Genomic DNA, 25465 nt, shown 5'->3' on the forward strand with positions numbered 1-25465 from the left:
GCCAACGGTGGCACGGCCAATGATCAGTATTTTGCATTGGTTTCAAGCGGAAACGATGTAATTACGGATACTGGCGGCACGGCAGACTATCTTTTCATAAGAGGCCTGGACGCATCAAAAGCCGGGTATATGGTTTTTGCAAATGACAACACCACAAACACCATGTTTATTTCTTTCGGTGGTTCAAGCTATAATAACAACCCAGGCTATGTTGAGTTTAACTATACTCAGGTAGACAGAGTGTTTTGGTATAACGAATCAAACCCTGCATCAAGCCTTGAAATTAAAGTTGCAAATATGAATTATCTCATAGATGCAGTTGAAGGGCTTGTAGGTTTATCTGGAGAAAATGCTCTCAGCAACGCATCATATCAATACAACATGGCGTACAATACAGTTCAGAACCAATCATTTGTTTATAGCTCTGTTTCTTTGGGCTAAACAAATATCAGATCCAAGGATAAGGCTTGAAAAAGCCTTATCCTTATTTTCTTCATAATTTATGTTAAGCAATTTCACAATTGGACGATAAGGATATCAGGTTAATTTTACGTATGTTCTTTATCGAGGTGTGGCATGATAATCTCAGGCGTGAACAACAGCCAGAATTACAGCTTCTTTAATGTAAACCAGTCCGGCAATCAAAAAACGCCTGAAGCATTAACTACCGACAAATATGTCCCCACAACATCAAGCACGTCAGCCACATACAACATGTTCGGCAATATCCAGAAGAGCATATTCGATTCATTTACAAACGAAAACAGCTTCATGAGCGCTATTCGCACTGTATTCGATAATGTTGAAAATCAGGCTTTATCCTCCGAAACACTCACTCAGGCTGCAAAAATATCAGACGAGTTCAAGAAAAAAGGAGAATGGCTGAGTATTAGCCCTGATGGCAAGCACGTATCAATACGTGATGCAGAAAACGTTTACTATGAAGGTAAGGAACAGAGCATATCAGTTTCTAATAGCGACAATGTTGTTTTGAATGCGACGAAAGGCAAAAAAGAGATTAACATATTTGGCAGTAAAAACGTTGTCTCAAACACAGGAGAGGGCAGCGACCGCCTTTTTGCAAATAATTCAAGCAATGTCATTATCAATAGCGGCGGAGGCAACGACGGTATCGGAGTTATCAGGTCTAAAAATGTCCTTATTAATTCAGGTAATGGAGATGACCGTGTTTTTTCATCGGGATCAAGCGGAGTTGCTATAAAAAGTGGTAAAGGTAACGACATCATCACAGTAGGTAATTCCAATAGCATTATTATCGATAGCGGTGACGGAAATGATAAAACCACCTTATACTCATCAGATTCAGTAAATATAAACAATGGAGATGGGAACGATACGACATCTGCCATTTCGTCTGAAAACTTAATAATAGACGGCGGTAAAGGTGACGACATCATCAATGTTCAACATTCCAGTAATGTTATTGTAGATGGCGGAGACGGAGATGATGTCATAACTGTTGAGCACTCCAGCAATGTCATCGTAGATGGCGGAGCAGGAAACGATACTATAACAGCTTCAGGTATAATATCAGGCGGTACAGGTGACGACTATATCAAACTTCACCACTCAATTTTCCTTAAAGATGAAAAGATTCAGGACGTTATTAAATACAGTAAAGGCGACGGAAACGACATCGTTGAAGGCGTGACAGAAGACACCATTATCGAACTCAACGGCATATCAGAAGATGAATACGATATAACTGAATCAAGAAACGAAAACGGTACGAAAGTAAAAACTCTGACCATGAAAGATGGTAGCGGAAGCATGACCCTGATTTACAACGGTTCAACATATTCAAATCATGTCAAAAAACAGGATAATGCAGAACAGTACAGCAATATGCCAGAATACACCCGTTTAAACAATGTCAGTGTCGGGCAAGCAGACTAAATTAATAACACTGTGTTGCATTAATGATAATCTCAGAATTGGTCAACGCCAGAACTACACAGTTTTTAATATTTAAATTTCAGATCCAGTGATTAGGATATTGAAGACGAGAACAAATCACCAGACACAGACGATATCTTATTTTTCTGGTTGTACTGTTGTATTTTTTAAGATGAGCTACGCTCTATTCTGCGAAAACATACGAAGTATATAATAGTGGCTAACAGCGTTAATTTTTTAATTAAATCTCGTTAATCAGATTATTAAAGTTTGTTAATCATATTTTCAAGGCAACATTTCAATTTTCTTGCGACTCTAAACAACAATAATTAACACCTGTTAATTCTGTTTTTGTTTAAACGAGTAAAAATCGGTAAAATACTGTTGACATTACATAATAGAACTACAATAATATTCCCGAGCATGTTTTTATGCTCAGTTCGTCACCGACACTGAGTATCTCTCTATGTTCAATATATAACTCCGCTCCGGCGGGGAATCGCCTAACAGCGAACAAAGCACCCCAGTTTCGGTGGTGTTCTTTAATGCGAATCATTTTGTATTGTCAGCGTACAACCATGATTTGCGCAAACAAAAAATATCAGACAATATCACCACGCAAAATTATAATACACATCAAACATATAGATAATTTTATTCTGTCCCTTTTTCTAGCCTTGTTCCAATACACAATTTCTAATCAAATTCATACAACACGATAATTAATCAATTTCTCAGAGATGTCACAACCCTCTAATTATCTGATATGTTGGAGATTATGATGTCTAATCAAAATGCAATCGTTGAACACCACTGTACTGTGTGCCGATATAAATCTGAAGAGTATGAGTGCCCATACAAAAAATATGATGAAATTTGTCTGAAACTCAGTGACGCAGCAACCCAAATTGGGAAAGCCCCTCAAACCCTCTACAACTGGAAATGCGACGGCAAAATTCAGACGATTAAATCAGGAGGGACTCTGCTATTCAGGAAATGCCAACTGATGTGTTTTCTGGCATTGCGTTCGCAGTAAATCAGGCAATGAATCCCGTGCTCACATAGTGCTGACATGAAAAATTTCTGAGAAAATCGATTAAAAATGGACAACAAAAAAGGCCTTCGTTATGAAGGCCTTCTTAAACTCCCCGAACTGGACTTGAACCAGTAACCTATTGATTAACAGTCAATTGCTCTGCCGATTGAGCTATCGGGGATTGTCGAGGGGGAGAATATATCAATATCCTGCCCCTTTGTCAACTACTTATCAGAAGATTTTTTCAAATTATTTTTCCAGAGAAAACTCCATGGCGTCAAACCAGAATCCGTCCTGCTGCATGAAGTCCAGTTCCGCCTGAATTATGTCGTGGTGTTTCTGTTCAACATCGGAAAGTTTAAGGAAAAATGCTTTCAGTTCAGTGTCATGTGCCTTTTCGGCTTCGTTTTTATAGAAATCACGGGCTTTCTCTTCGTGAGCAAGAGCAATTTTAAGCGCCGATTCATCGCCGACGGATGATTTTTCGGTTTTTGTTCTGGAGGCATCGGAAACCTTTGGCATAAACTTGGAAATTCTTGCTGGTGGAACGTTCACAGGAGTGAGAACCTCTCCGGCGAGCGCTTTTTCCATAAACTTCTCAATCATCTCCATATGGTCTATCTCGTCCAGAGCAAGCTGAATGAACATATTCTTTCCGCTGACAACACTTGTGTCCTTCGCGAATTTCAGGTAGTTTCTCATACCTTCTTTTTCCGCCTCATAGGCTGTTTTCAACGCTTTCTGCATAGACTGGCTCATAATTACCTCCGCTTTTTTTCTGGCTCTGTATAATATTACAACATTTGCCTTCCAAAAATAAAGTCAAGTAAGTATAATATGGTACTTTTGCCTTTTTTAACGGAGGTATAATCATCATGAATCCATTAGCCAAAGAGCTTAATGAACAAATTGCAAAAGACAGCCCCATCGTTCTTGAGATGCTTTCCGACCTCGGAAAAAACCTTTTCATGCCCAAAGGCATCATCACACAATCCGCCGAGGCAAAGGAAAAAGCGCACAAATTCAACGTAACGATCGGTATTGCAACGGACAAAACAGGACCTATGTATCTGGACAGCGTCTACAAGTCTTTCAACGACATGAAGCCGTCCGATCTTTTCACATATGCCCCTTCATCCGGTAAACCTGAGCTGAGAAAAAGATGGGCGGAGAAAATCCTTAAAGACAGCCCCTCCCTCGCAGGGAAACAGATGAGCAGTCCCGTCGTTACAAATGCCCTGACCCATGGTCTGAAACTTATGGGCGATATGTTCCTTGAAAAAGGCGACACTCTCGTTCTGCCCGACAAATTCTGGGGTAACTACCGCCTTACTTTCGTCACCATCGGCGGCGCAGAGATTGCTACTTTCGCAACATTCAACGACAAAGGCGGCTTCAACGTTGAGGCACTCCTTGAAAAATGCAAAGAAACCGCACGCATAAAAGGCAAAGTGGTTGTTATCCTCAACTTCCCCAACAACCCTTCAGGCTACGCGCCCACAGTGACTGAGGCGCACGCAATCGCCGACGGACTTACAGCTATCGCTGAATCAGGCTCAAAGGTTGTCGTTATCACTGACGACGCATACTTCGGTCTGTTCTATGAAGACGACATCTACCCCGAATCAGTGTTCAGCCTCCTTGTGGGTCGCAGCAAAAACCTGCTCCCCATCAAACTGGACGGCGCAACAAAAGAACACTTCGTATGGGGCTTCCGTGTAGGCTTCGTAACATTCGGTGCAACAGCGGGCGGCGACCAATCAGGTATGATGGCGGCTCTTGAGAAGAAGCTGACAGGTCTCATCAGAGGCACGATATCAAACTGTCCGCACCCCTCGCAGTCTATCGTTCTGAAAGCTCTGAACGACCCCGCTTTCGATGCGCAGCGCGCAGAGAAACTGAAAATAATGAAGGGACGTGCTCTCAGCTTCAAAAAGGTACTTAAAGAAAATGACTACTCCGATGAGTTCACACCTTATCCTTTCAACTCAGGCTACTTTATGTGTCTGAAACTGAAAAACGTGGACGCAGAGGAACTGCGCGTTTATCTGCTGAACCAGTACGGAATAGGCACAATCTCCGCAAGCAGCACAGACCTTCGTCTTGCGTTCTCTTGCCTTGATGAAGGCGACACTCCCGAACTGTTCAAATATATTTATCAGGCTTGCAAAGAGCTTCATAAATAATTTTCATCTGACAACATTAAAGGCACGCTGACTTTATGATCTGGCGTGCCTTTTTTTATTTAAGATGGTTAAGACTTCAGGATGAAGTCCGTGGAAAGAGCAAATACGTCATCAGGCGGATTTGCGAACGGAACGCGAGCAAAATACGGGCTTTGCCCATATGGAGCGACATCGAAAATTTCCATACGGATGGGAAATTTTTGGAGGACAGGATGGACATTAAACGTCTGACTGAATACGCAAAAGCCGCAGGCTGAGCAGCCAAGACGGGTCCGGGGGATCTGGCAGAAGTACTTTCAGGTTTAAAACTTTATCGCCCTGAAAACCTCCTTGTGGGGTTCGAAACGGGTGACGATGCCGCTGTGTTCGACCTCGGAAACGGAACCTATCTGGTGCAGACAGTTGACTTTATCACGCCCGTTGTGGACGATCCGTATCTTTTCGGGCGGATTTCCGCAAATAATTCAATAAGTGACGTTTACGCTATGGGCGGGCGTCCTGTAACGGCTTTAAGTGTTTTCATGCTGAACTGCGCAATGGAAAAAACAATGATTCAGGCTATGATGCAGGGCGCAGCGGACGAATGTGCGAAGGCTGGCGCGGCACTTTGCGGCGGACACACAATAGCGGATAATGAAATAAAACTGGGCTTCTCTGTCACAGGGGTGATAGAGGACAAGCGCTTTTACAGAAATTACGGACTGAGGACGGGAGACGTTCTCATTTACACAAAAAAACTTGGCATAGGTCTTGTGACGACGGCATTAAAGGCAGGCATGGCATCGGCGGAGCATATAAAATCCGTCACTGACACCATGCTGCTTTCAAACGGCAGCGCCTCAAAACTTCTGCGCAGTTTCGACGTTTCGGCCTGTACGGACGTGACTGGCTTCGGCATTGCCGGACACGGATATGAGATGGCAAACGGTTCCGGTAAAACCATCACGTTTGATAGTAAGCGTTTTACATCTCAGGACGGTGCAAAGGAATATGCTTCGCAGTTCATCATTCCGGCAGGAGCATACGGAACAATGGATTTCGTTAAGGATATCTGCGGTTTTCAGGCAACACCGGACAACTCTCATATGCTTTATTTTGACCCGCAGACATCAGGCGGGCTCCTGATAGGCGTTTCTGAAAAGGATGCCGACAGAATGGTGCAGGCGTTGCAGGCAGAGGGCTATCCCGATGCCGCAGTAGTCGGCACATCGTCTGACAAAACCGATAAATCCGTGATATTTGTTTGACCTGAAGAGATAAAACTGATATATACCGCAGACGCCGGAAACATAACCAGCCAACACGATTATTTTACATACACGCCTGGGTGGCGGAATTGGTAGACGCAAGGGATTTAAAATCCCTCGATCTTTACGATTGTACGGGTTCGATTCCCGTCCCAGGCATAAACAGAAAAAGCATCCCGCTGCGGATGCTTTTTTTTATTTAAAACAGTCCTTCAAGGGCGCCGCCTTTCGCTGCCATCGCCTCGACCTTTTTAATCACATCCGCATCCATCTCCATGGCTTCGGGGTGATAAGCCTTCACCCGCGCATCTATTACCAGCGAGCCAGTGCATCCAAAATGTTTCACATGCTCAAACGCACCGATGCCGTAAACATCGTTGGCGGGGTTTGACCTCGTGAACGCTATCCAGAGGAAATTTGCCATATCAGCCGAAGTAAATTCGCTGTCATCCGCCAGAACGATGAGCGGAAAACCGTTTATAGGGTTGTCAGCGTCGAAAGACCCGCAGAAACGCAGCAGTGCAGCGTCATATTCGCCTCTCGGTGCCGTATGCTTTGGTGCACGCACTGCAAGCACACCCTCCATTACAACCCGCGGCATATCAAAACCGTCCGGCAGATTGATATTCTCCGGCAGTTTTGCCGCAAGCATCCGTTTTTTATCCCCACAGACGGCAACAGTGACCTTAGAACCCCTGTTAAGCCCGTGCCCTGTATAGTCCAGCGTATCTATTGTAACGGACGTCTGGAAGTGCATATCCCTGCGCCAGTCAACGCGCTCCAGCACATGTCTGAAAAAAGCCTCAGGATTATGTATATCAAGTTCCGGGTCGTCTGAAAAATTTGTTATAAAAAGGTATTTCGCAAGGGAGAGCTGCCCCTGCCCCAGAATGGCGTTCGCCTGAGTCAGTATCTCTTTCGGTTCATCCTGCTTCTGATACGGAGTATAGCGCTCGGAACCGATGGCAAACAGCAGCGGATGCACTCCAGCAGCGTCAACCGCATGGACGGCTTTCACCCCCGGCAGAACGTCGGGGATAAGCTCACCCGTGAGTTCATGTATAAAGTTGCCGAAGCTGGTGTCCTCCTGCGGCGGTCTGCCCACAGTGGTGAACGGAAATATTGCCCCGTCGCGGTGGAAAACTCCAGTAACCTTCATCACGGGGAAGTCGTGTTTAAGGCTGTAATAGCCAACGTGGTCGCCGAATGGTCCTTCGGGTTTAAGTGTGCCGTCGATATATCCGCAGATAACGAAATCAGCCTCCGCATATACCGGTGCGCCGTTTTCCGGTCTGTAAAACGGCATACGATGCCCGCCCAGCGCTCCGGCAAAAGATATTTCCGGCATCCCTTCCGGCAGCGGCATAACGGCGGCTATCGTCATTGAAGGCGCGCCGCCTATGAAAACGTTTACGTTCAGCCGTTCGCCCTTCGCCAGTGCCTGTGTATGATGTATCCCCAGCCCTCTGTGGAGTTGATAGTGCAGTCCCGCCTCATCCGTCTGATAGTCGTTGCCGGAAATCTGCACGCGGTACATACCGAGATTGCTGTTTCTGTAGCCCGTCTTTTCAGGCGATTCGGAATACACTTGAGGCAATGTTATGAACGCCCCCCCGTCCTTCTGCCAGCCCACAAGTTGCGGAAGCTCTTTAAGATCAATGCGGTTTTTCATGACAGGTGCATCGTGCACGGTTTTGGGCAGAATATTCATTGCCGCCATAGGGAGTTTCAGCAGTTTCGAAGGGTTTCTGAGCAGCAATGCGGGGTCTGTCTTCGCCTTCACCATAGCTTCGATGGCTGCCAGCGTATCGCGGAAGATGAACTTTGTCCGCTCCATGGTGCCGAAGATGTTGCCTGCCATGGGGAATCTGCATCCTTTAACGTTAGTAAAAAGCAAAGCGGGACCGCCCGCCCCGTAAACTTTTCTCTGGATAACTCCCATTTCAAGATAAGGGTCAATCTCAGCGTCTATTCTTTTGAGCTGTCCATGCTTTTCGAGGTCGGTCAGACAGTGTTTAAGTGTTTTATATCCCATAGTTCACCTGTGGAATAAGGATATAATTTTACAATCTATCAGGCAAGTGAATTAAAGAAATATGCGGATAGTCCGCATGTTACGGAAAAGACGAGGCTGAGGGGCGTATAGACCAGAATATCGTATTCTGCAAATCCTGTATTTCTCACCTTGCGGAAAAGTCCGACATATCGGAAATCTCCCACTAAACGCACGAAAAACACCACACAGAAGAACATCAGAATTATCCTGAAAATATAGAGCAGGCGTATATCGTGAATATAAAAAGGTGACGTAGCCGCCATGGACACTATGATAAGCACTATGCCCACAATGGCCGTACCTGCGCGGGTGGGTTTAAAGAGTTTTCTGCCGTCAGGTTTCTCCGGCAGCGCCCTTTCAATGAACATTGTACCGCCAAGGCTCCAGTACAGATGCACCAGCGCAACGACGAACATCAGAAAAGATCCGAAAATGATGAACAGTTTCATATGTATCTTTATAGCAGGCGGGGCTCTGCCCCGCCACTAAAATCTATTTCGCTATGGTCTGTTTCGCAACATTTTCCGCGATTTTCCGGAATGCCAGAGCCGTGGGGGTGTCTTTCACCTCAAGAACATACGGCTTGCCGCTGTCGCCCTGAACAACGACCATGGGGTCTATCGGCACTTTGCCTAGGAAATTCACGTCCATTTCGCTTGCAGCTTTTTCACCGCCGCCGGATTTGAACAGATCGACAGTCTCGCCGCAATGGGGGCATACCATACCGCTCATGTTTTCCACAATGCCGAGGATCGGTATGTTCAGCTTGCGTGCAAAGGTAACTGACTTTCTGGAATCCAGAAGCGCAACCTCCTGCGGGGTTGTAACGATCACAGCGCCGTCAACGCCGCCGATGATATGTGCAACACTGAGTGGTTCGTCGCCTGTGCCGGGGGGCAGGTCGATAATAATAAAATCAAGCTCGCCCCAGTCCACGTCGGAAACAAACTGCTCTATCATGCCGTGCTTAACAGGTGCCCGCCAGATGATGGCGTCATCGTCGTTTTCCAGCAGGAACGCAACGGACATAACTTTCAGTCCGTCCGCCGCTTCGAAAGGAACAAGTCCGTTCTCACCGGAAACAACACCCTTCTGGGTCATTCCGAACATCTTCGGCACGTTTGGTCCGTGAATATCCGCATCCAGTATGCCAACGCTGTAGCCCAGCGCGTGCAGAGCGGATGCGAGGCTTACGCTCACCGTGGATTTACCCACGCCGCCCTTGCCGCTCATAACCATGATCTTGTATTTGATTTTGCTCAGTCTTTCGTCAAGTCTTTTCTTGGCGTGCTGTTTCTTCTCGTCCGTGTTGCATCCCGCCGCAGAAGAGCAGGAAGAACAGGAACTCTCTGAATTGCAATCACTCATGTATGACCTCCGTTTGTGTGCATCAATCCGAAATATATAAAGTTCTGTACGCAATTTCCACTTGTTTTTGGAATTTCCTGATATAAATCAATTTATTTTTAATTGCGGGAATCAGTGTGTGGGTATAAAATATACGAAGCAAGAGGAAATATGAACGAAGAATATATCAAAGATGTTGAACTTCTGAAAAATCTTTCCATTATGCACGTTGAAGACGACACCAGCGTGCGTGAAAGTCTGATGCGCTTTCTTAAAAGGAGGTTCGACACCATATTCACAGCGAAAGACGGGCATGAAGGGTTTGAAACATACAAAGCCCATCGTCCCGATATCGTCATAACCGACATCCAGATGCCCGTTATGGACGGGATAGAAATGGCGAAAAAAATTCTTGAGCTGAATCCGGATGCTGTAATAGTCATAACCACCGCGTTCAATGAAAAACCGTACATAGACAAGGCTTCAGAAATAGGTATCTTTGAGTATCTGAAAAAACCCGTCGTTAAAGAAGACCTCACGCTGACACTTCGCAAATGCGCGGAACGCATTCAGAAATAATCACTTCATCATCCAGAAATGATCAACAGGACCGTGACCTGAACCGACATTAAGTTCGTCCGCGTGCTCAATCGCCTTTTGTATATAGCATTTTGCGGATTTGACAGCATCGTACACTGAAAGCCCCTTCGCAAGTCCTGCCGCAATGGCGCTTGCCATGGTGCATCCCGTTCCGTGAGTATTTTTCGTGTTTATCCTTGGTGTTGTAAAAGTATGGAACTCCTCTCCGGCGTAAAGCAGGTCGCTGGCTTCCTCGCTGCCCATGTGCCCGCCTTTCAGAAGCACGTTGCGAACACCCATATCCGCAATTTCAAGACAGACCTCTTTCATATCCGCTCCGCTGACGATCTTTTTGCCCGTTATAAACTCTGCTTCGGGGATATTAGGGGTCAGAATCAGCGCCTGCGGAAACAGCAGACTCTTCATATTCTCCACCGCCTCCTGACGCAGGAGGGGCGAACCGCCCTTGGCAATCATAACCGGATCGACCACAAGATTGTCCACATGGTACTGAGCCAGTTTATAGGCGACCAAAGCGACTGTTTCGGGATTGGAAAGCATTCCGGTTTTAACGGCATCCGGCAAAAGATCTGCGAATATGGAATCTATCTGCATCTCAATGTATTCGATAGGGATATCGACGTATCCCTGAACGCCCAGAGTGTTCTGCGCGGTAACAGCCGTTATAACGCTCATGGCAAACACGCCGTTTGCACTCATGGACTTTATATCCGCCTGAATACCCGCCCCGCCGCCGGAATCGGAACCTGCAATTGTCAGTGCCTTTTTCATGAATCACCAGTCCGCTTTTTATAGAATCCGTTCTTCTTTTCTTTGTGTTCGTATGCCTTGGATTTTATCTCATATCTTCCTTTGCCGATGAGATCGTCTATCTCTTTATAAAACTCGAAATCAGGCTTTATCCTGAAATCCTCGCCCGCGTTGATAAAAACGCCGAAAGTTTTCGGGCGCTCCAGATAGAATGAAACCGGAACATCGCCTTTATGTGTTCTGATGATGGTTTTCAGCTTGCTTATTATCTCCGTGGTCATCCCCAGGCTGGTCAGTTTGACAGTAACCCGCTCGGTGAGCTTCTCCACAGCCTCCGGAACGTCCATAATGGCATCCGCAAGGATGGTGGTCTCCTCATCCTTATGATTGACGTTGCCAGCCACTATGACTATCTTATCCGCCACAAGATGCCTTATGCTCTCTTCATAAACCCTCGGAAACACAACTACGTCAAGCTCGCCGTCCATGTCTTCAAGAGTTACGAAAGCCATCTTGTCACCTTTTTTGGTAAAGATATTCTTTATGGCTTTAACAAGCCCTCCGACGACGTACTGTCCCGACGCTTCAGGGGTTCTAAGCTCTGCCAGCGGAACAGCGAAGGTCTTGAGTATATTATGGTAAACGGCGAGAGGGTGATTTGATATATAGAAATCCAGAACCTCCTTCTCCATTTTCAGAAGCTCGTTCTCCGGCATCTCTGTCACATCGGGGAAATAATCGCTTTCTCCTCCGGTCTCCGATTCATCCTCAAGGAAGGCTTCCAGAGAGATTATCCCCTGCTGCTCCATCTTCTGTTTGCGCTGTCCCTCTTCCAGAGCCTTTTCCAGCACCTGCAGATTCTGTCTGCGGTTTTTACCCGTGCTGTCGAATGCTCCAGCCTTAACAAGGGATTCCAGCACTTTCTTATTGCTCAGGCGCAGGTCTACCCGCGCACAGTAATCGTATATATTTTTAAATTCGCCGCCCTCTTCACGCACTTTCAGTGCCGCTTCAATGGCGTTCATGCCGACGTTTTTGATAGCCCCCAGTCCGAAACGGATGGTGTTGCCGTCGATGACGAACGATGCACCGGATTTGTTGATATCCGGCGGATGTACCTCAATACCCATACTTTTGCACTCTTCCGTAAAGGTGACTATCTTCTCGCCCTTGTCTATCTCACACGAAAGTATCGCCGCCATGTATTCCACAGGATAGTTCGCTTTCAGATAAGCAGTCTGATAAGAAACCAGTGCATATGCTGCAGAGTGCGACTTGTTAAAGCCGTATCCGGCGAATTTAGCCAGCTTGTCGAACAGATCTTCCGCCATAACCATGTCGAAGCCCATTTTTTTTGCGCCGGGAATTGTTTTCCCATCGCCATGAAGGAAGAACTCCTTCTGCTTCTCCATCTCCGAAGCCTTCTTTTTTCCCATGGCGCGGCGCAGGTTGTCCGCCGAACCAAGCGAATAGCCTCCGACAATCTGGGCTATCTGCATGACCTGTTCCTGATAGATAACGACTCCGCGGGTTTCTTTTAATATCTCGGTAAGCTCAGGGAAGATGTAGTCTATCTCCTCTTCGCCCCATTTTCGTTTTACGAACGAATCAAGCATCCCCGATTCCATGGGACCCGGACGGTAGAGAGCAACAAGGGCTATGATGTCCTCAAACTCCTCCGGTTTCAGCTTTTTCAGAAGGTTTTTCATGCCGGAGCTTTCCAGCTGGAAAACGCCAGTGGTGTCGCCGCGGCAGAGCAGATCGTATACCTTTTTATCGTCCAGCGGAATTCTGGATATGTCCAGATCCTCGCCTCTGTTCTCTTTAATGCGCTTGAGCGCTTCGTCTATGATTGTGAGGTTATTAAGACCGAGAAAGTCGAACTTAACCAGCCCCACAGCTTCCAGAGTATCCTTTTCAAACTGGGTGATAACCTCGTCGTTCTGTCCTTTGCAGAGCGGAACATACTCGTTCAGGGGTTTGTCGGAGATAACGACGCCGGCGGCGTGCATACCCGTGTTGCGGACTAGCCCCTCCAGTTTGACGGCATGGTGAAGAATATCCTCGCCGTGCTCGACCTCTTTGAAATTATCGTTCAGGCTGGGGTCTTTTTCCAGAGCCTTGCGCAACGTCATTCCCGGATCGGAAGGCAGCGCCTTTGCCAGCTTGTCCACGTCTTTCAACGGCACCTCAAGCACGCGCCCAACGTCGCGGATTGTGCTTCTGCCGAGCAGCTTGCCGAATGTTATTATCTGCGAAACCCTGTCGTCGCCGTATTTACGGCGGACGTACTTTATCACCTCTTCACGCCCTCTTACGCAGAAATCGATATCAAAGTCGGGCATGGACGCTCTTTCGGGGTTAAGGAAACGCTCGAAAAGCAGATTGAACCTGATAGGGTCGATATCCGTGATACCCAGTGAATATGCAACAAGAGAACCCGCACCCGAACCTCTTCCTGGTCCAACCGGAACACCGATGGTGTGGGCATGGTTGATGAAGTCCCAAACTATGAGGAAATAGCCGTCGAAGTGCTTGCTGATAATGACTTCAAGCTCGTCTTTCAGCCTTTTATGATACATCTCGTGCTTTTCGGAAGGAATTTTAGCGAGTTTTTTTACCAGACCGTTGCGGGCAAGGTGGGTCAGATAGTCCGCAATCGTGTTGAAACCCTCCGGTACCTCATATTCAGGAAGGTGGAGGTGTCCGAACTCTATGGACGTGTTGCAGCGCTCTGCGATCGCCATTGTGTTTGTCAGAGCGGAAGGCACCTCGCCGAATGCTTCCCACATCTCTTCGGGGCTTTTCACCCAGAGCTGGTCGGAGTGGATTTCAAACCTGTTGGGACTGTTCAGAGTGGACTGTGTCTGGATGCAGATTAGTACCTGATGGCTCAGGTGGTCTCCCTTGTTAAGGTAGTGGCAGTCGTTGGTCGCCACCAGCGGAATGCCCGTTTCCTGCGACATCTTGATTATCTGGCGGTTCACCATGAGCTGTTCCTCGATACCGTTCTCCTGTATCTCAAGGAAAAAATCGTCCTTACCGAGGATATCCCTGTACTCCATTGCGGCAGCGAGCGCCTCGTCATATCTGTCGCGCATGAGCTTTCGGGGTATCTCTCCCGCCAGACATGCGGAAAGACCAATCAGCCCTTCAGAATATTGTGCAAGAATCTCTTTATCTATACGCGGTTTATAGTGAAAGCCCTCAAATTGTGCAAGGGAAACCAGCTTTTGCAGGTTTGAAAGTCCCTTGTTGTTTTTTGCCTGTAAAACAAGGTGATAGTTCCTGTCCTGCCCTTTTTCATATGACGTGTTGGAACGTTTATCCGGAGCAACGTATACCTCGCAGCCGAGGATTGGTTTGATGTCGTTGGCAAGCGCCTGTTTATAGAAATCCACTATTCCGTGCATGGTTCCGTGGTCGGAAATGCCGACAATGGGTGTCGTTCCGTTGCTCTTTATCTTCTTCATAAGGTCGCCCACGATTATGGCACCGTCCAGCAGTGAATACTGGGTGTGCAGGTGGAGGTGGACAAACTCTTTATTCTGGGACATTGATACCTCTGAATCAAATTTTATGAATAAAATATTGTATCAAATCAGTGCTGGGATGTGAACAGTAAATTGTGCTAAAATATACGATGCTGAAAAAGATAATCCTGTTATGGCAACAATTTAAGTTTAAAACAGAGAGTTTCTTCATTCTTTCGGTGCTTTCCGCAGTGATATTCTATCCTTCGGAAAAGGCGATGCTGATTTCTGCATTTCTTCTGCCCGCAGTGTTCATAGGGCGCAAAACAGGAATTATCATAGGGCTTTTCACCGCTGTTTCAGCATATTTTCTGGCGGGGCATCTCCTGATCACCGAAATAAAGAAACCTGAAGGTGATAATTGGCTTTATAAAACCACATGGGGTTCCCTGCTGGCTCCTGCAGGTTTACAGCCCGGAGACGTACTTTCAGGCGAGTTCCGCAAAAAAACATACTCGTTTCTGAAAGAGGGACGCTTTTCAGCGGGATACTATATCGCCGAACACATAGACAAAAAGACCTCTGTAACATTCATCAAGTCAATTCTGCTCAAACGTGAAGAGCTGTCGGACAGCCTCTATTACTCCACAGGAGGCAGGCTGACCCTGACACAGGCGCTCACCCTTGGCGACAGACGGTACATTCCGCAGACCATGAACGACCTTTTCCTTGTCACAGGACTTGGGCACCTGCTCTCCGTTTCCGGTATGCACGTTGCGGTGCTGGCGGGGATGCTCTATTTTCTGTTCGGGTTTCTGCCCTCGAAACTGCGTCTCATTCCTATGATACTCTCAATGCTGCTGCTCATGCCGCTCACCGGATTCACCGTTACAGTGTGCCGTGCGGCTCTGTTCGGATTCTTCATAATGACTGCAAAACTGCTGGATTACCGCACGGACACGGGCAAACTTCTCCTGTTCGCCGCTGGCATGTTCGTTCTCCTAACACCTTCGCTTCTTGGGGATATTTCGTTCATACTTTCGTTCTCCGCAGTTCTTGGGCTGGTATATCTGCCCGATATCCGTAATAACCTTCTGGCATCAGTCGCCGTCGGACTTGCGGCATCTGCATTCATTATGCCCGCCGCTGCCGCCGTATTCGGTATGTTCAACGTGTCGTCCGTGATATCAACCATAGTTCTGTCACCTGTTGTGGCTTTGCAAATGGCTGTCTTCGGGCTGTACTGCTTCTTCCCCGAACATTCTCTGGCTCCTCTGCTGTTCCTTGAAGATGTGCACATGCTGGTGGTGAAATTTTTCTCTGACCATTCAGATTTCTTCTATCAGGTGTATAAACCGGACAAATATGTGATTGCGTTTATGATTCTTTTCCTGCTTTACACCCTTGTGAAACGCAGAGTACTCGCTGCGGCAGTGCTCCTTATGCTTCCCTATCTTCCTGCGGAAAATGCGCCCCGCGCTGTTGAAACCACAGTTTCAAAATCTGAAAAGGCGGTGGAAACTCAAAAGAACGTCCGTAAAGGCGCTTACTTCATGGGTTATAAACGTTCCAAAGCGTTTCTGATACTCGATGGCAAGGTACATATCTTTTACAAAGGCACATATGGCGATTTCAAGTATAAATTCGTGCCTTTTCTCACCGATATGGGTATTTCGAAAGCGGACACGGGCACTATAATTATCTACAACGGGGAGAATTATCTGATAAAAATTGCCAATGAAAGCGCGAACTACGGCGGCGTATGCGTTAACGAGACACGGGCAGACTGTAAAGCGGTTTTTCACACCAGAAGCAATACTTACGATTGCGATGATGACAAACGGTTACATATTCTATATAATAACGACAGAGATTGCAGAAATATGATTCTGCTGAAAAAATCCGGAGACGTAGTTTTAAATGAAGATACATATCAACGGCAATGAATTTTTTCTGGCTGATGGCGCCCTTTCAGGGGACGGAGCGGATTTAGTTAAACCAGACGCGGATATAATAATCCATAACGGCTTCATAGCAGGCAGAGAGAGCGTTCTGCACGACGGCGACACCCTCTCGCTTATAAAGCGCGGTGAGGTGCCGACGGAAGAGGAGATGAAAACACTCATCTATTCACGCCACACCCCGCACGTTGCCGACAAAATGGCAAAATGCCGTATAGCAGTATGCGGACTGGGCGGGCTAGGGTCGAACATAGCGCTGAACCTCGCACGGATGGGCGTGGGCAGTCTGCTGCTGATAGATTTTGATGTCGTAGAACCTTCAAACCTGAACCGACAGCAGTATTACATTGACCAGTTGGGGATGAAAAAGACAGAGGCGACTCTCGCGAACCTGAAACGCGTTAACCCATATATCGAATATGACGCGCGCGATTTATACATCACAAAAGAAAATGTTCCTGGTCTTTTCGACGGGTGCGACGTGATTATCGAAGCGTTCGACAGCCCCGCAAACAAGGCGATGCTGATACCTGCGGCGGCAAACTGTTATCCCGATGCCTATGTCATAGGCGCCTCCGGTGTCGCAGGGCTTGGCAGCTATAAAGAATTTCGTGTGGTAAAAGCCGGAAAAAACGTGCATATTGTAGGAGATTTTACGTCCGAAGCGGCTGTGGGTAGAGGTCTGATGGCAACACGGGTTGTCATTGCGGCGGGTATTCAGGCGAACCTTGCAGTGCGACTGATTCTGGGCGAAACGGAGGCATGATTATGAAGATAACACTTAACGGCGACGCTGTTGAGCTTGAAAAAGCATATACTATCAGCGAGCTGATAACAAAATACGACATGAAAAAAGAGACTGTTGTTGTTGAGCTGAACGGCGACCTGCCGGACAAGGCGACATACGACGACACATTCACCAGAGAGGGCGACAAGATAGAACTTATCAGATTTGTCGGCGGCGGCTGATATGCAAACAAATAGTTGACTTTTCACACCCATTTCCAAAGGTAATGAATGATGCCGTTGGCATGAATATCCCTTTCAAAAGAGTCCATTGAAAAAACATATCAAACGGCTAAGCTACTTATTTACATTGCTTATACTATTTTTATTTATCAAACGATTGTCGCTTTGAAGCGAAGGACGAGAAGATAAAAACACAGACTGCCGCGCCGATGGACATCGGCTCGCAGAGACGGGCAAAAGCCCATTTTCTTACCGTTTAAAGACATTTGAGTGGTTGCCAATTCTCATTAACTTTATTTCTTCATCTTTGCATTCATAAATCAGAACAATATCATTGAGTAAATGACAGTCTCTGCATCCAAGAAATTCACCTATGAGAGAATGATCTTTGAATTTATGCGGAAGTTCCTCCCCATTTTGAAGAAAAGCGATAACCTCGCGTAAATCGGTTTCAACAATTACATTGTTTTTAAAGGCTTTATAATCTCTTTTAAATCTGCCTGAGACAATTACAGCCTTCAACTATTCAAATCCTTAAACATGTCGTCTACAGAAGAATATCTTGTAATCCCTTTGCCCTCTCTCGCCTCTCTTATGGCTTCTGCTGTTTCGGCATTAGGTATCTTAACCTCAAAAGGCAATCCATGATTTAATGCAATTTGTTTATAATAAATCAAGACCGCCTCGCTTGGAGTCATACCGATAGTATCGAGAATTTCATTTACCTCATGTTTCAAATCCTCAGGCATCCGAACCTGCACAGTACTGCTTTTTACCATTTCATCCTCCGTAATTACAATGTAACTACACTTGTTTGAAATTTCAATACTAAAATTCAAATGTAAATCCACCCCAACCCTCATTTTCAGCTAGCTCGGCACAGAAACATTCGCATAAAATAAGGCGAATGTTTTGACAAAGGAGGGCGACAACACAGGTTGCTTCGCAACGCTCGCAATGACGACAACAAAAAAGCCCCACAGGATGTGCAGGGCTTTGGAAGGTCTATTCTCTTGTTGATGCTTAAATCCAAGCAACTGACGCCGTAATGCGAAGCATATAGGCGGCAATACTATTTAACTGCGTTTTCCCAGTCTTTAAGGAACTTCTCTATCCCAAGGTCTGTCAGCGGATGTTTCATCATCTGCATAACAACGGAATAAGGGATAGTGGCGATATCCGCGCCCACTTCCTGAAGCTGGAGCATATGCGCTGTGCTTCTGATGCTTGCGGCGATAACCTCTGTTTCAAATCCGTAGGTCTCAACAAGCTGCTGGCACTGGCTCACAACGTCGATACCGTCGTGACCTATGTCATCCAGACGACCCGCAAAGGGGCTTATGTACGCTGCACCCGCTTTGCAAGCCAGAAGAGCCTGATTTGCCGAGAATATCAGCGTAACGTTAACCGATATGCCTTCGCCCGAAAGGATACTTGTAGCTTTCAGACCGTCCTTTGTGAAAGGAACTTTTACAACGATATATTCGCTGATGTCCGCAAGCTCCCTGCCTTCGCGCACCATGCCTTCCCAGTCCAGCGCAATAACTTCTGCGCTGACAGGTCCGCACACTATGTCGCATATCTCTGCCACTGTCTTTTTAAAGTCTTTTTTCTCTTTCGCGATAAGAGAGGGGTTTGTGGTAACGCCGTCAAGGATGCCGAGATCCTTAACCTCTCTTATCTCGTCAACGTTTGCAGTATCAAGAAACAGTTTCATCGTTTTCTCCGGTTTTCTGGGCAATGAACTTGTCCATGGAATCTTTAGAGTCGAAGTAGTACACCTTGTCGTACAGCTTCACCTTGAACTCTGTGTCCTTGCTGACATAGGTTCCGGTGATGGGATCCACCGCCGTTTCAAGTGGTTTCGCCGCCTCCTCCCTGACCTTTTTCAGGTCTTCCGGCTTACGGAAAAGTTTGAATGCTACAAACGCAATGAGAATGAATAGAAGTAATTTAACCATAGTTAATCTTCCTGTGTTCCCTCTGCATCCTCTTTAGGAGCTTCCGGGGTTGAATTATTGTTGTCACGGTTGTCATTTCTGGGACGGAAAGGACGTCTGCCGCCATCTCTGGGTGCTCCGCCTTTGCGTTCGGGTACGATGAGTATCTCTTTAAGATGCCCCTCGCCTTTGCTCACCGTGCTGATTCCTTTTATCTGTTTGAGCGCAATGTGTATTTCCTTGCGCACCATAGTCACCATGGGAGCCATTTTTATTGGCTTTCCGGTTCTGCGTACCGTTTTTGCCAGTTTGATAGCCTTGTCTTTAAGCTGTTCAACCACTCTGTCGCGGTAGTCTTCAACGTCAACGATGAACGTTCCCTCATTGTCGTCCCAGCCCACCATGCGGTTAAGGAGAAACTGCATAGCATCAAGCATCTGAGCATTTTTGCCTATAAGCAGTTTCGAATCAGGAGAGATAATATTGTAAATAACGTCGGGATGCCTGAACTTGGTTTCGATTGTAATCTCGTGAAAACCCGCCCTCTCCAGAAGTTCGGACAGAACAAGTCTGCCCTTGCGTTTGAAGAACTCCACGTCGTTAAATTTTATTTTGACCAGTGCGTTTTTTCCGCCGAAGCCTAAAAAACCCTTGCTGCCCGCCTCAAGTGTTTCATATGTTATGAAATCCTTGGGTATATTGTTTTCCGAAAGGAAATTCGCAACAGCTTCCTCTGCGGTTTTCCCTTCTATTTCAAAATATTTCATAAAGATTCAGTCTCCGTTTTAAGCAGCCTTTTTGTTGATGTAGTACTGCTGTGCTATTGAAAGCACGTTGTTTGTAAGCCAGTATACCACCAGACCCGCCGGAAATGTAAGGAACATGAAGGTAAAAATAAGCGGCATCAGCATAAAAACTTTCTGCTGAATGGGATCCTGCACACTGCTGGGTGTCATTTTCTGCTGTAGAAACATTGTTGCGCCCATTATGATGGGTGTTATGTAGTATGGGTCTTTCATGGAAAGGTCAACTATCCAGCCGAAAAAGGGCGCGCCCTGAAGCTCGATGGCGAGCAGCAGGGTTTTATAAAGAGCGAAGAATATCGGTATCTGGAGTATCATGGGGAGGCATCCGCCAAGCGGGCTGACGCCTTCTTTTTTGTAGAGTTCCATCATAGCCTGATTTAGCTTCTCTTTGTCCGCACTGAATTTCTCTTTCAGTTCGTTCATCTTGGGAGCCAGTGAACCCATTTTTTTCATACTGACCATACTTTTGTGAGTAAGCGGCAAAGTGAGCACTTTAACGACTATGGTGAGCAGTATGATAGCTATACCGTAGTTGTGGACGTATCCGAAAATAAGATTCAGGAAATAGAGCATGGGGATTGCAATGAAAGCGAATATGCCGAAGTCGATGCTTTTTTCAAGTTTAAGGTGGTAGGCTTTAAGCAGTTCGTATTCCTTCGGACCGACGTAGATGTTGAAATCCACAACCTGTCTTGATGCGGGGTTAACCTGAACCGAGGTGTCGCCGTAGATATCAGCCGTTTTGTTTCTGGGGACAATCTCGCCTTTTGTGAACGAGTTTGTTATAGCCGCCAGATAATATTTCGATGTGTAACCTATCCAGACGGGTTTGTCATAGGAGACGGTTTCGTCCAGTTTCTCTGCTTTTTCGGTTCTCAGCTTCTTGCCGTCGAACATAAGCGGTCCGCCGAAGGTATATTTGTCTTCGCGCAGAGCCTGATTGATACCGCCTGTCATACCCATGCGGATGGGGACTTCGAGTGTTTTTCCGCCGATGTTGCTGACAGTAACCCTGCCGCTGACAAGATAGCTTGATTTGCTGATAACATATGTTTTGTCCACAACCATTTCGCCCTGAGAACCGGAAAAAGTCACGGTGATGTTTTCAGCATCCTCTTTTTTAGAGGGTTTATAGCTGTTTACAAGGGGAACGGTTATGAATAGGGAGTCGTCTGTTTTGCTGTCGAAAATGATGTCCTGAAGAGGTTTGCCTTCATAGGCAAGCACCTGAGCGCTTTTGATGTTACCTGTGTTCTGGTTGAAGGTGAATTTTGCGATTGGCGTCTGAACATCAAATGTAACAACTTTTTCCTTAACTTTCGGAGTGTTGTCCACAGTGAGCTTGACAGAAGGCTCCTGTGTTTTTGCTTTTTCGGTCTGCTCTGTTTTCTGCACAGGGGGAGCTTTTGGTGCGAAGAAGGTCTGGAAACCGATCAGTACCAGAGCGCTGAGACCGAAAGCCAGAATTAAATTCTTATTCATTATGAATTATCCTCCGAGGGTCTTCCTGTTTTTACTTAACGGGGTCGTATCCGCCCTTTGAAAGGGGCGAACAGCGTAAGATACGCCACACTGCCATGAGCGTACCCTTGACAAGCCCTTTTTTACGCAGCGCCTCCACTGCATAGTCCGAGCAGGAGGGGTAGAACCTGCATCTGTTGCCGAGCAGGGGGGAGATGAAAAGTTTATATAGTCGTATCAGAAATATTATCGGTCTTCTTAAATCCAATATCTGCCGCAAGGCTGATAACTTCATCTCTCAGTTCACCGTATTCTGCGCTGGCACATGCCGGCAATGCACGCAGCACTATGTCTTGACAGCAGGGAAATATCTGTCGGTTTTTGCGGAAAATCTCTCTCAGTCGGCGTTTGATCAGGTTTCGGACCACCGCCCGCTTGTCAACTTTCTTGCTGACGGTGATACCGACCCTTGTGCGGTCTTCCTTATTATATAGATAGTGGATACAGACGAATCTGCCCTGTTTCTTTTTTCCCTGTCTGAAGACCCTTTCAAAATCCCGCGCTGCCCTTATGCGATCCTGTCCAGGAAAGCGTTCGGACATTAAACGGCGAGACGTTTGCGGCCTTTCGCCCTTCTTCTGGCGATGACTGCTCTTCCGCCTTTGGTTTTCATTCTTGCCCTGAATCCCTGTGCGCGTTTGCGTTTCAGGTTGCTGGGCTTTCTCATAGTGAGCTGTGCCATTTTAAAAACTCTCCTTTCTATTTTTAAAGACTAAGGTATTAGCATACTTTTAAACGTAAGCCTGTGATTATATCTGCCGAAGCCTTGTTTGTCAACCGCATATAAAATAAAAAATGAAGCATATCCGGCGGCAAAGGCGCAGACACCGCAAATTTTCATTATATTTTTTCTTGACACAATATTGCATGGCATGTATAACTGATTTCCCTGTTTAGACAGGATTCGTGGAGGTATGTGAAAAATGTTCGCAATTATAAAGAGCGGCGGCAAACAATATACTGTCAAACCCGGCGACCTGCTGAAGGTTGACAGCATCAACGCTGAAGTAGACTCTGACATCCAGATAAGCGATGTCCTCGCAGTCAGCGAAAACGGACAGCTCAACATCGGTAAACCCTTCGTTGCCAAAGCTGTTGTTACTGCGAAAGTTGTAGATCAGGTTAAGGATGATAAAGTCCTCGTTTTCAAAAGAAGAAGACGTAAAGATTACAAATCAAGATTCGGTCACAGATCTCACCTGACCGTACTTAAAATCTCCGACATCAAAGTCGGCTAAGGAGGCGTAAGATGGCTCACAAGAAAGCTGGCGGATCGACCAGAAACGGAAGGGACTCCAATTCCAAACGCCTCGGCGTTAAAAAATATGACGGTGAAGTGGTTATCGCAGGAAACATCATCGTCAGACAGCGCGGCACCAAGTTTAAACCCGGCATCGGCGTTGGCATAGGCAAAGACGACACACTCTTCGCTCTGACTGACGGCTTCGTCAAGTTTCAGGACAGAGGCAGCAAGGGTAAATTCGTTAACATTCTCTCCGAAAGAGCATAACAACAAAGCCCGCTGACAACAGCGGGCTTTTTTCTTGAGTTTTCAGCGCAAATCCTATAGTTTCAACACATCAGAGGTCTTTTCATGAAATTTATCGATACATGCGAGATTATGGCAATTGCAGGCAATGGCGGCAACGGCTGCATGAGCTTCCGCAGAGAGGCTTTCGTTCCCAGAGGCGGACCGGACGGCGGTAACGGCGGCGACGGAGGAAACGTCATCCTTCAGGCTGACAACTCGAAGCATACCCTTATGGATATCCGCCAGCAGTACCACTACAAAGCTGAACGCGGTGTGCACGGCAAAGGCAAAGGTATGCACGGGCGGAGGGGCGTTGACCAGATAATAAAGGTGCCCGCAGGAACCATCGTTAAAAACGCTGAAACCGGTGAAATTCTTGCAGACCTCACAGAAAACGGTCAGCAGGTTGTTGTTGCCAAAGGCGGAAAAGGCGGACGCGGAAACGCAAACTTTATGTCGCCCACACACAGAGCACCTACCCGCCACGAACCCGGCTTTGAAGGCGAGAGCGTTAAACTCGCGCTGGAGCTTAAACTTATCGCCGACGTGGGCATAATAGGCTTTCCCAACGCCGGAAAATCAACTTTTATATCAACGGTATCAGCTGCTAAACCTAAAGTTGCGGACTATCCGTTCACAACACTGACTCCACATCTGGGCGTTGTGAAAGGACACTACGGCAACTCGTTTGTGCTCGCGGACATGCCCGGACTCATCGAAGGCGCTGCAGACGGCATCGGGCTTGGCATACAGTTTCTCAAACACATCGAGCGCACAAAAGTGCTGCTTCATCTTATAGACGCTTCCGCCGACGAATCCATGGTTGAAAGATACAAAATTCTGCGCAATGAGCTTGAAAAATATGAAGGCGACATTGCGGAAAAGATTGAGGTTATCGGCTCATCTAAAATGGACTCCCCCAATGAAGAGAACCTTGCAGAGTTTGAAGCGTTCCTTCAGACTGAACTGCCGGGCACTGTATATTTCCGTTTCTCCTCAATGGCGCAGGAAGGCACCAAAGAGCTTACCGACCACCTTGAAAAAATAATCCGCGAAATGGAGCAGGAGAGTGAAGAGACTTTCTGAGATTCTTTCGGCAACAGTCAGCAGGGAGATGCGGGACTACGCCCGCGTTGCCCGCGCGTGGGAAACTTCCTGCGGCGAGGTCATCGCCCGCATGACGACTGTGCAGAAACTGAAAGCCGGCGTACTGGAGATCGCAGTGCACGATTCAAACTGGGTCACGGAGCTTAACTTCCTTAAAGGTGAGTTTCTCCAACGTCTCCGAGAAAAGGGAATCCAGACAGACAGTATTCGCTTCTTTTATAAACAGAAACCCGCGCCGGAAGCATACATACATATCCCGAAGAAAGAGATGTCCCCAAGGGAGAAACAGTATGCGGACGCTCTTGCAGACGGTATTGAGAAAGAGGAGCTGCGCGAGGCGTTCAGACGCGCAATGTATTCTTATTTCACAGTGTATTCTCTTGACGATAAACATAATTATTGATTTTATACGTAATTCACCTATTCTCTTAAACAGGAGGAACAATGATAAGAAAAATTCATACTTTTCCGGATGACGTTTTAAGAAAAAAGGCTCAGCCTGTTGAAAATATAGATGTTGAGATTTCAGAACTGCTTAACGATATGACAGAGACGATGTATAATCAGAAAGGAGTGGGACTCGCTGCTCCGCAGGTCGGTGTAAGCCTTAGAGTTGTGGTTATAGATACAACTTCCGGCGAACAGCCGGACACGCTTCTGCACCTTATAAACCCTGAGATAACTTCTGCGGAAGGCGATCAGACAGGTGAAGAAGGATGCCTCAGCATCCCCGGTGAATACGAACCTGTACGCAGATACAGCAAGGTAACTGTCAAGGCGCTCAACCCTGCCGGAGAGGAGATAGAGTTCGATGCCGAGGGTTTTCTGGCAAGGGCTGTCCAGCACGAGCTTGACCACCTTGAGGGAGTGCTCTTCATAGACAGAATACCGCCTTACAAGCGCGACATAGTAAAAAAGCATATTAAACGGCGCATAGCAGACGGTGACTATGGAACTGTTGAGGATGTGAAAAGTTAACTTCCTTTTATTTGTTACAATGCTATAATTTTGTATCATT

The 25465-nt window shown here is 46.7% G+C and carries 28 protein-coding genes and 2 tRNA genes; 14 read left to right on the plus strand and 16 right to left on the minus strand.

Annotated features, from left to right (window positions below; genetic code table 11):
- Nucleotides 1-36 precede the first annotated feature (36 nt).
- Together Q7P67_RS00085 and Q7P67_RS00090 are read left to right on the plus strand one after the other, a co-directional pair.
- Entirely contained in the window at nt 37-441 is a 405-nt protein-coding gene (locus Q7P67_RS00085; RefSeq protein ID WP_303849481.1) for a hypothetical protein, read from the plus strand.
- Between the two features lie 135 nt (nt 442-576).
- Nucleotides 577-1917, plus strand: a complete 1341-nt coding sequence (locus Q7P67_RS00090; protein WP_303849483.1) for a calcium-binding protein — start codon at nt 577-579, stop codon at nt 1915-1917.
- A 1144-nt stretch (nt 1918-3061) separates the two neighbouring features.
- Here Q7P67_RS00090 and Q7P67_RS00095 read toward each other — a convergent pair.
- Both Q7P67_RS00095 and Q7P67_RS00100 read right to left on the minus strand, forming a co-directional pair.
- A tRNA-Asn gene (locus Q7P67_RS00095) sits at nt 3062-3134 on the minus strand.
- A gap of 68 nt (nt 3135-3202) precedes the next feature.
- Nucleotides 3203-3712 (minus strand): ferritin family protein, encoded by a 510-nt coding sequence (locus Q7P67_RS00100; RefSeq protein WP_303849485.1) that lies wholly within the window; start codon nt 3710-3712, stop codon nt 3203-3205.
- A 116-nt stretch (nt 3713-3828) separates the two neighbouring features.
- Between Q7P67_RS00100 and Q7P67_RS00105 the strand changes: the two genes are divergently transcribed.
- The 3 genes from Q7P67_RS00105 to Q7P67_RS00115 all read left to right on the plus strand — a co-directional run bounded on the left by Q7P67_RS00105 (nt 3829) and on the right by Q7P67_RS00115 (nt 6545).
- A complete protein-coding gene (locus Q7P67_RS00105) occupies nt 3829-5139 on the plus strand; it encodes an aminotransferase class I/II-fold pyridoxal phosphate-dependent enzyme (protein ID WP_303849486.1) in 1311 nt (436 codons plus the stop codon).
- 218 nt (nt 5140-5357) lie between these two features.
- Nucleotides 5358-6386 carry a selenide, water dikinase SelD gene (gene selD, locus Q7P67_RS00110; RefSeq protein WP_303850316.1) on the plus strand — a complete coding sequence of 343 codons (1029 nt, stop codon included), beginning with the start codon at nt 5358-5360 and terminating at the stop codon, nt 6384-6386.
- Nucleotides 6387-6460: 74 nt separating this feature from the next.
- Nucleotides 6461-6545, plus strand: a tRNA-Leu gene (locus Q7P67_RS00115).
- Between the two features lie 40 nt (nt 6546-6585).
- Here Q7P67_RS00115 and Q7P67_RS00120 read toward each other — a convergent pair.
- The 3 genes from Q7P67_RS00120 to Q7P67_RS00130 are packed head-to-tail and all read right to left on the minus strand — an operon-like array spanning nt 6586 to nt 9810.
- Entirely contained in the window at nt 6586-8421 is a 1836-nt protein-coding gene (locus Q7P67_RS00120; RefSeq protein ID WP_303849487.1) for a UbiD family decarboxylase, read from the minus strand.
- Nucleotides 8422-8459: 38 nt separating this feature from the next.
- A complete protein-coding gene (locus tag Q7P67_RS00125; protein WP_303849488.1) occupies nt 8460-8891 on the minus strand; it encodes a DUF3995 domain-containing protein in 432 nt (143 codons plus the stop codon).
- 43 nt (nt 8892-8934) lie between these two features.
- Complete coding sequence (locus tag Q7P67_RS00130; RefSeq protein ID WP_303849489.1) at nt 8935-9810, minus strand: Mrp/NBP35 family ATP-binding protein; 876 nt, start codon at nt 9808-9810, stop codon at nt 8935-8937.
- Nucleotides 9811-9960: 150 nt separating this feature from the next.
- Between Q7P67_RS00130 and Q7P67_RS00135 the strand changes: the two genes are divergently transcribed.
- Nucleotides 9961-10368: a response regulator gene (locus Q7P67_RS00135; protein WP_303849491.1), complete on the plus strand. Its 408-nt coding sequence runs from the start codon at nt 9961-9963 to the stop codon at nt 10366-10368.
- Here the strand turns inward: Q7P67_RS00135 and thiD are convergent, their stop codons facing one another.
- A complete protein-coding gene (gene thiD, locus Q7P67_RS00140) occupies nt 10369-11160 on the minus strand; it encodes a bifunctional hydroxymethylpyrimidine kinase/phosphomethylpyrimidine kinase (protein ID WP_303849493.1) in 792 nt (263 codons plus the stop codon). It lies immediately after the preceding gene.
- The gene (gene dnaE, locus Q7P67_RS00145; protein WP_303849494.1) at nt 11157-14696 is read right to left on the minus strand and encodes a DNA polymerase III subunit alpha; all 3540 of its coding nucleotides are present in this window, start codon (nt 14694-14696) and stop codon (nt 11157-11159) included. Before dnaE ends, thiD begins: the two co-directional genes overlap by 4 nt.
- 86 nt (nt 14697-14782) lie before the next feature.
- Between dnaE and Q7P67_RS00150 the strand changes: the two genes are divergently transcribed.
- Genes Q7P67_RS00150 through thiS form a run of 3 tightly spaced genes read left to right on the plus strand, consistent with a single transcriptional unit; the run spans nt 14783 to nt 17542 of the window.
- Complete coding sequence (locus Q7P67_RS00150) at nt 14783-16558, plus strand: ComEC/Rec2 family competence protein (protein ID WP_303849496.1); 1776 nt, start codon at nt 14783-14785, stop codon at nt 16556-16558.
- Entirely contained in the window at nt 16533-17339 is an 807-nt protein-coding gene (gene thiF, locus Q7P67_RS00155) for a sulfur carrier protein ThiS adenylyltransferase ThiF (RefSeq protein WP_303849498.1), read from the plus strand. Before Q7P67_RS00150 ends, thiF begins: the two co-directional genes overlap by 26 nt.
- Before the next feature lie 2 nt (nt 17340-17341).
- Entirely contained in the window at nt 17342-17542 is a 201-nt protein-coding gene (gene thiS / locus Q7P67_RS00160) for a sulfur carrier protein ThiS (RefSeq protein ID WP_303849500.1), read from the plus strand.
- Between the two features lie 249 nt (nt 17543-17791).
- On the opposite strand, the gene Q7P67_RS00165 is transcribed toward thiS, so the two are convergent.
- The 9 genes from Q7P67_RS00165 to rpmH form a co-directional block, all read right to left on the minus strand.
- The gene (locus Q7P67_RS00165; RefSeq protein WP_303849502.1) at nt 17792-18064 is read right to left on the minus strand and encodes a type II toxin-antitoxin system YafQ family toxin; all 273 of its coding nucleotides are present in this window, start codon (nt 18062-18064) and stop codon (nt 17792-17794) included.
- Complete coding sequence (locus Q7P67_RS00170; protein ID WP_303849504.1) at nt 18061-18321, minus strand: type II toxin-antitoxin system RelB/DinJ family antitoxin; 261 nt, start codon at nt 18319-18321, stop codon at nt 18061-18063. Before Q7P67_RS00170 ends, Q7P67_RS00165 begins: the two co-directional genes overlap by 4 nt.
- Nucleotides 18322-18614: 293 nt before the next feature.
- A complete protein-coding gene (gene fsa / locus Q7P67_RS00175; RefSeq protein WP_303849506.1) occupies nt 18615-19259 on the minus strand; it encodes a fructose-6-phosphate aldolase in 645 nt (214 codons plus the stop codon).
- A complete protein-coding gene (locus Q7P67_RS00180) occupies nt 19243-19503 on the minus strand; it encodes a hypothetical protein (protein WP_303849507.1) in 261 nt (86 codons plus the stop codon). Before Q7P67_RS00180 ends, fsa begins: the two co-directional genes overlap by 17 nt.
- Nucleotides 19504-19505: 2 nt before the next feature.
- Entirely contained in the window at nt 19506-20249 is a 744-nt protein-coding gene (locus tag Q7P67_RS00185; protein ID WP_303849509.1) for a Jag N-terminal domain-containing protein, read from the minus strand.
- 18 nt (nt 20250-20267) lie between these two features.
- Nucleotides 20268-21770, minus strand: coding sequence for a membrane protein insertase YidC (gene yidC / locus Q7P67_RS00190; RefSeq protein ID WP_303849511.1), 1503 nt, complete (start codon nt 21768-21770; stop codon nt 20268-20270).
- A 31-nt stretch (nt 21771-21801) separates the two neighbouring features.
- Nucleotides 21802-22044, minus strand: coding sequence for a membrane protein insertion efficiency factor YidD (gene yidD / locus Q7P67_RS00195; RefSeq protein ID WP_295221751.1), 243 nt, complete (start codon nt 22042-22044; stop codon nt 21802-21804).
- A complete protein-coding gene (gene rnpA, locus Q7P67_RS13425) occupies nt 21974-22351 on the minus strand; it encodes a ribonuclease P protein component (protein WP_369695980.1) in 378 nt (125 codons plus the stop codon). Before rnpA ends, yidD begins: the two co-directional genes overlap by 71 nt.
- Nucleotides 22351-22476: a 50S ribosomal protein L34 gene (gene rpmH, locus Q7P67_RS00200; RefSeq protein WP_132872944.1), complete on the minus strand. Its 126-nt coding sequence runs from the start codon at nt 22474-22476 to the stop codon at nt 22351-22353. The genes rnpA and rpmH overlap by 1 nt, the downstream gene beginning before the upstream one ends.
- Before the next feature lie 256 nt (nt 22477-22732).
- Here rpmH and rplU point away from each other — a divergent pair, with 256 nt between their 5' ends.
- The 5 genes from rplU (at nt 22733) to def (ending at nt 25425) form a co-directional block, all read left to right on the plus strand.
- Nucleotides 22733-23047, plus strand: coding sequence for a 50S ribosomal protein L21 (rplU, locus tag Q7P67_RS00205; protein WP_303849513.1), 315 nt, complete (start codon nt 22733-22735; stop codon nt 23045-23047).
- Nucleotides 23048-23058: 11 nt separating this feature from the next.
- Nucleotides 23059-23319, plus strand: a complete 261-nt coding sequence (gene rpmA, locus Q7P67_RS00210) for a 50S ribosomal protein L27 (protein ID WP_303849515.1) — start codon at nt 23059-23061, stop codon at nt 23317-23319.
- A gap of 84 nt (nt 23320-23403) precedes the next feature.
- The gene (gene obgE, locus Q7P67_RS00215) at nt 23404-24426 is read left to right on the plus strand and encodes a GTPase ObgE (RefSeq protein WP_303849518.1); all 1023 of its coding nucleotides are present in this window, start codon (nt 23404-23406) and stop codon (nt 24424-24426) included.
- Nucleotides 24410-24850, plus strand: coding sequence for a DUF721 domain-containing protein (locus tag Q7P67_RS00220; protein ID WP_303849520.1), 441 nt, complete (start codon nt 24410-24412; stop codon nt 24848-24850). Before obgE ends, Q7P67_RS00220 begins: the two co-directional genes overlap by 17 nt.
- A 41-nt stretch (nt 24851-24891) precedes the next feature.
- Nucleotides 24892-25425, plus strand: a complete 534-nt coding sequence (gene def / locus Q7P67_RS00225) for a peptide deformylase (RefSeq protein ID WP_303849522.1) — start codon at nt 24892-24894, stop codon at nt 25423-25425.
- Nucleotides 25426-25465 lie beyond the last annotated feature (40 nt).

The organism is Seleniivibrio woodruffii, from assembly GCF_029267515.1.
GTDB classification, from domain to species: Bacteria; Chrysiogenota; Deferribacteres; order Deferribacterales; family Geovibrionaceae; genus Seleniivibrio; species Seleniivibrio woodruffii_A.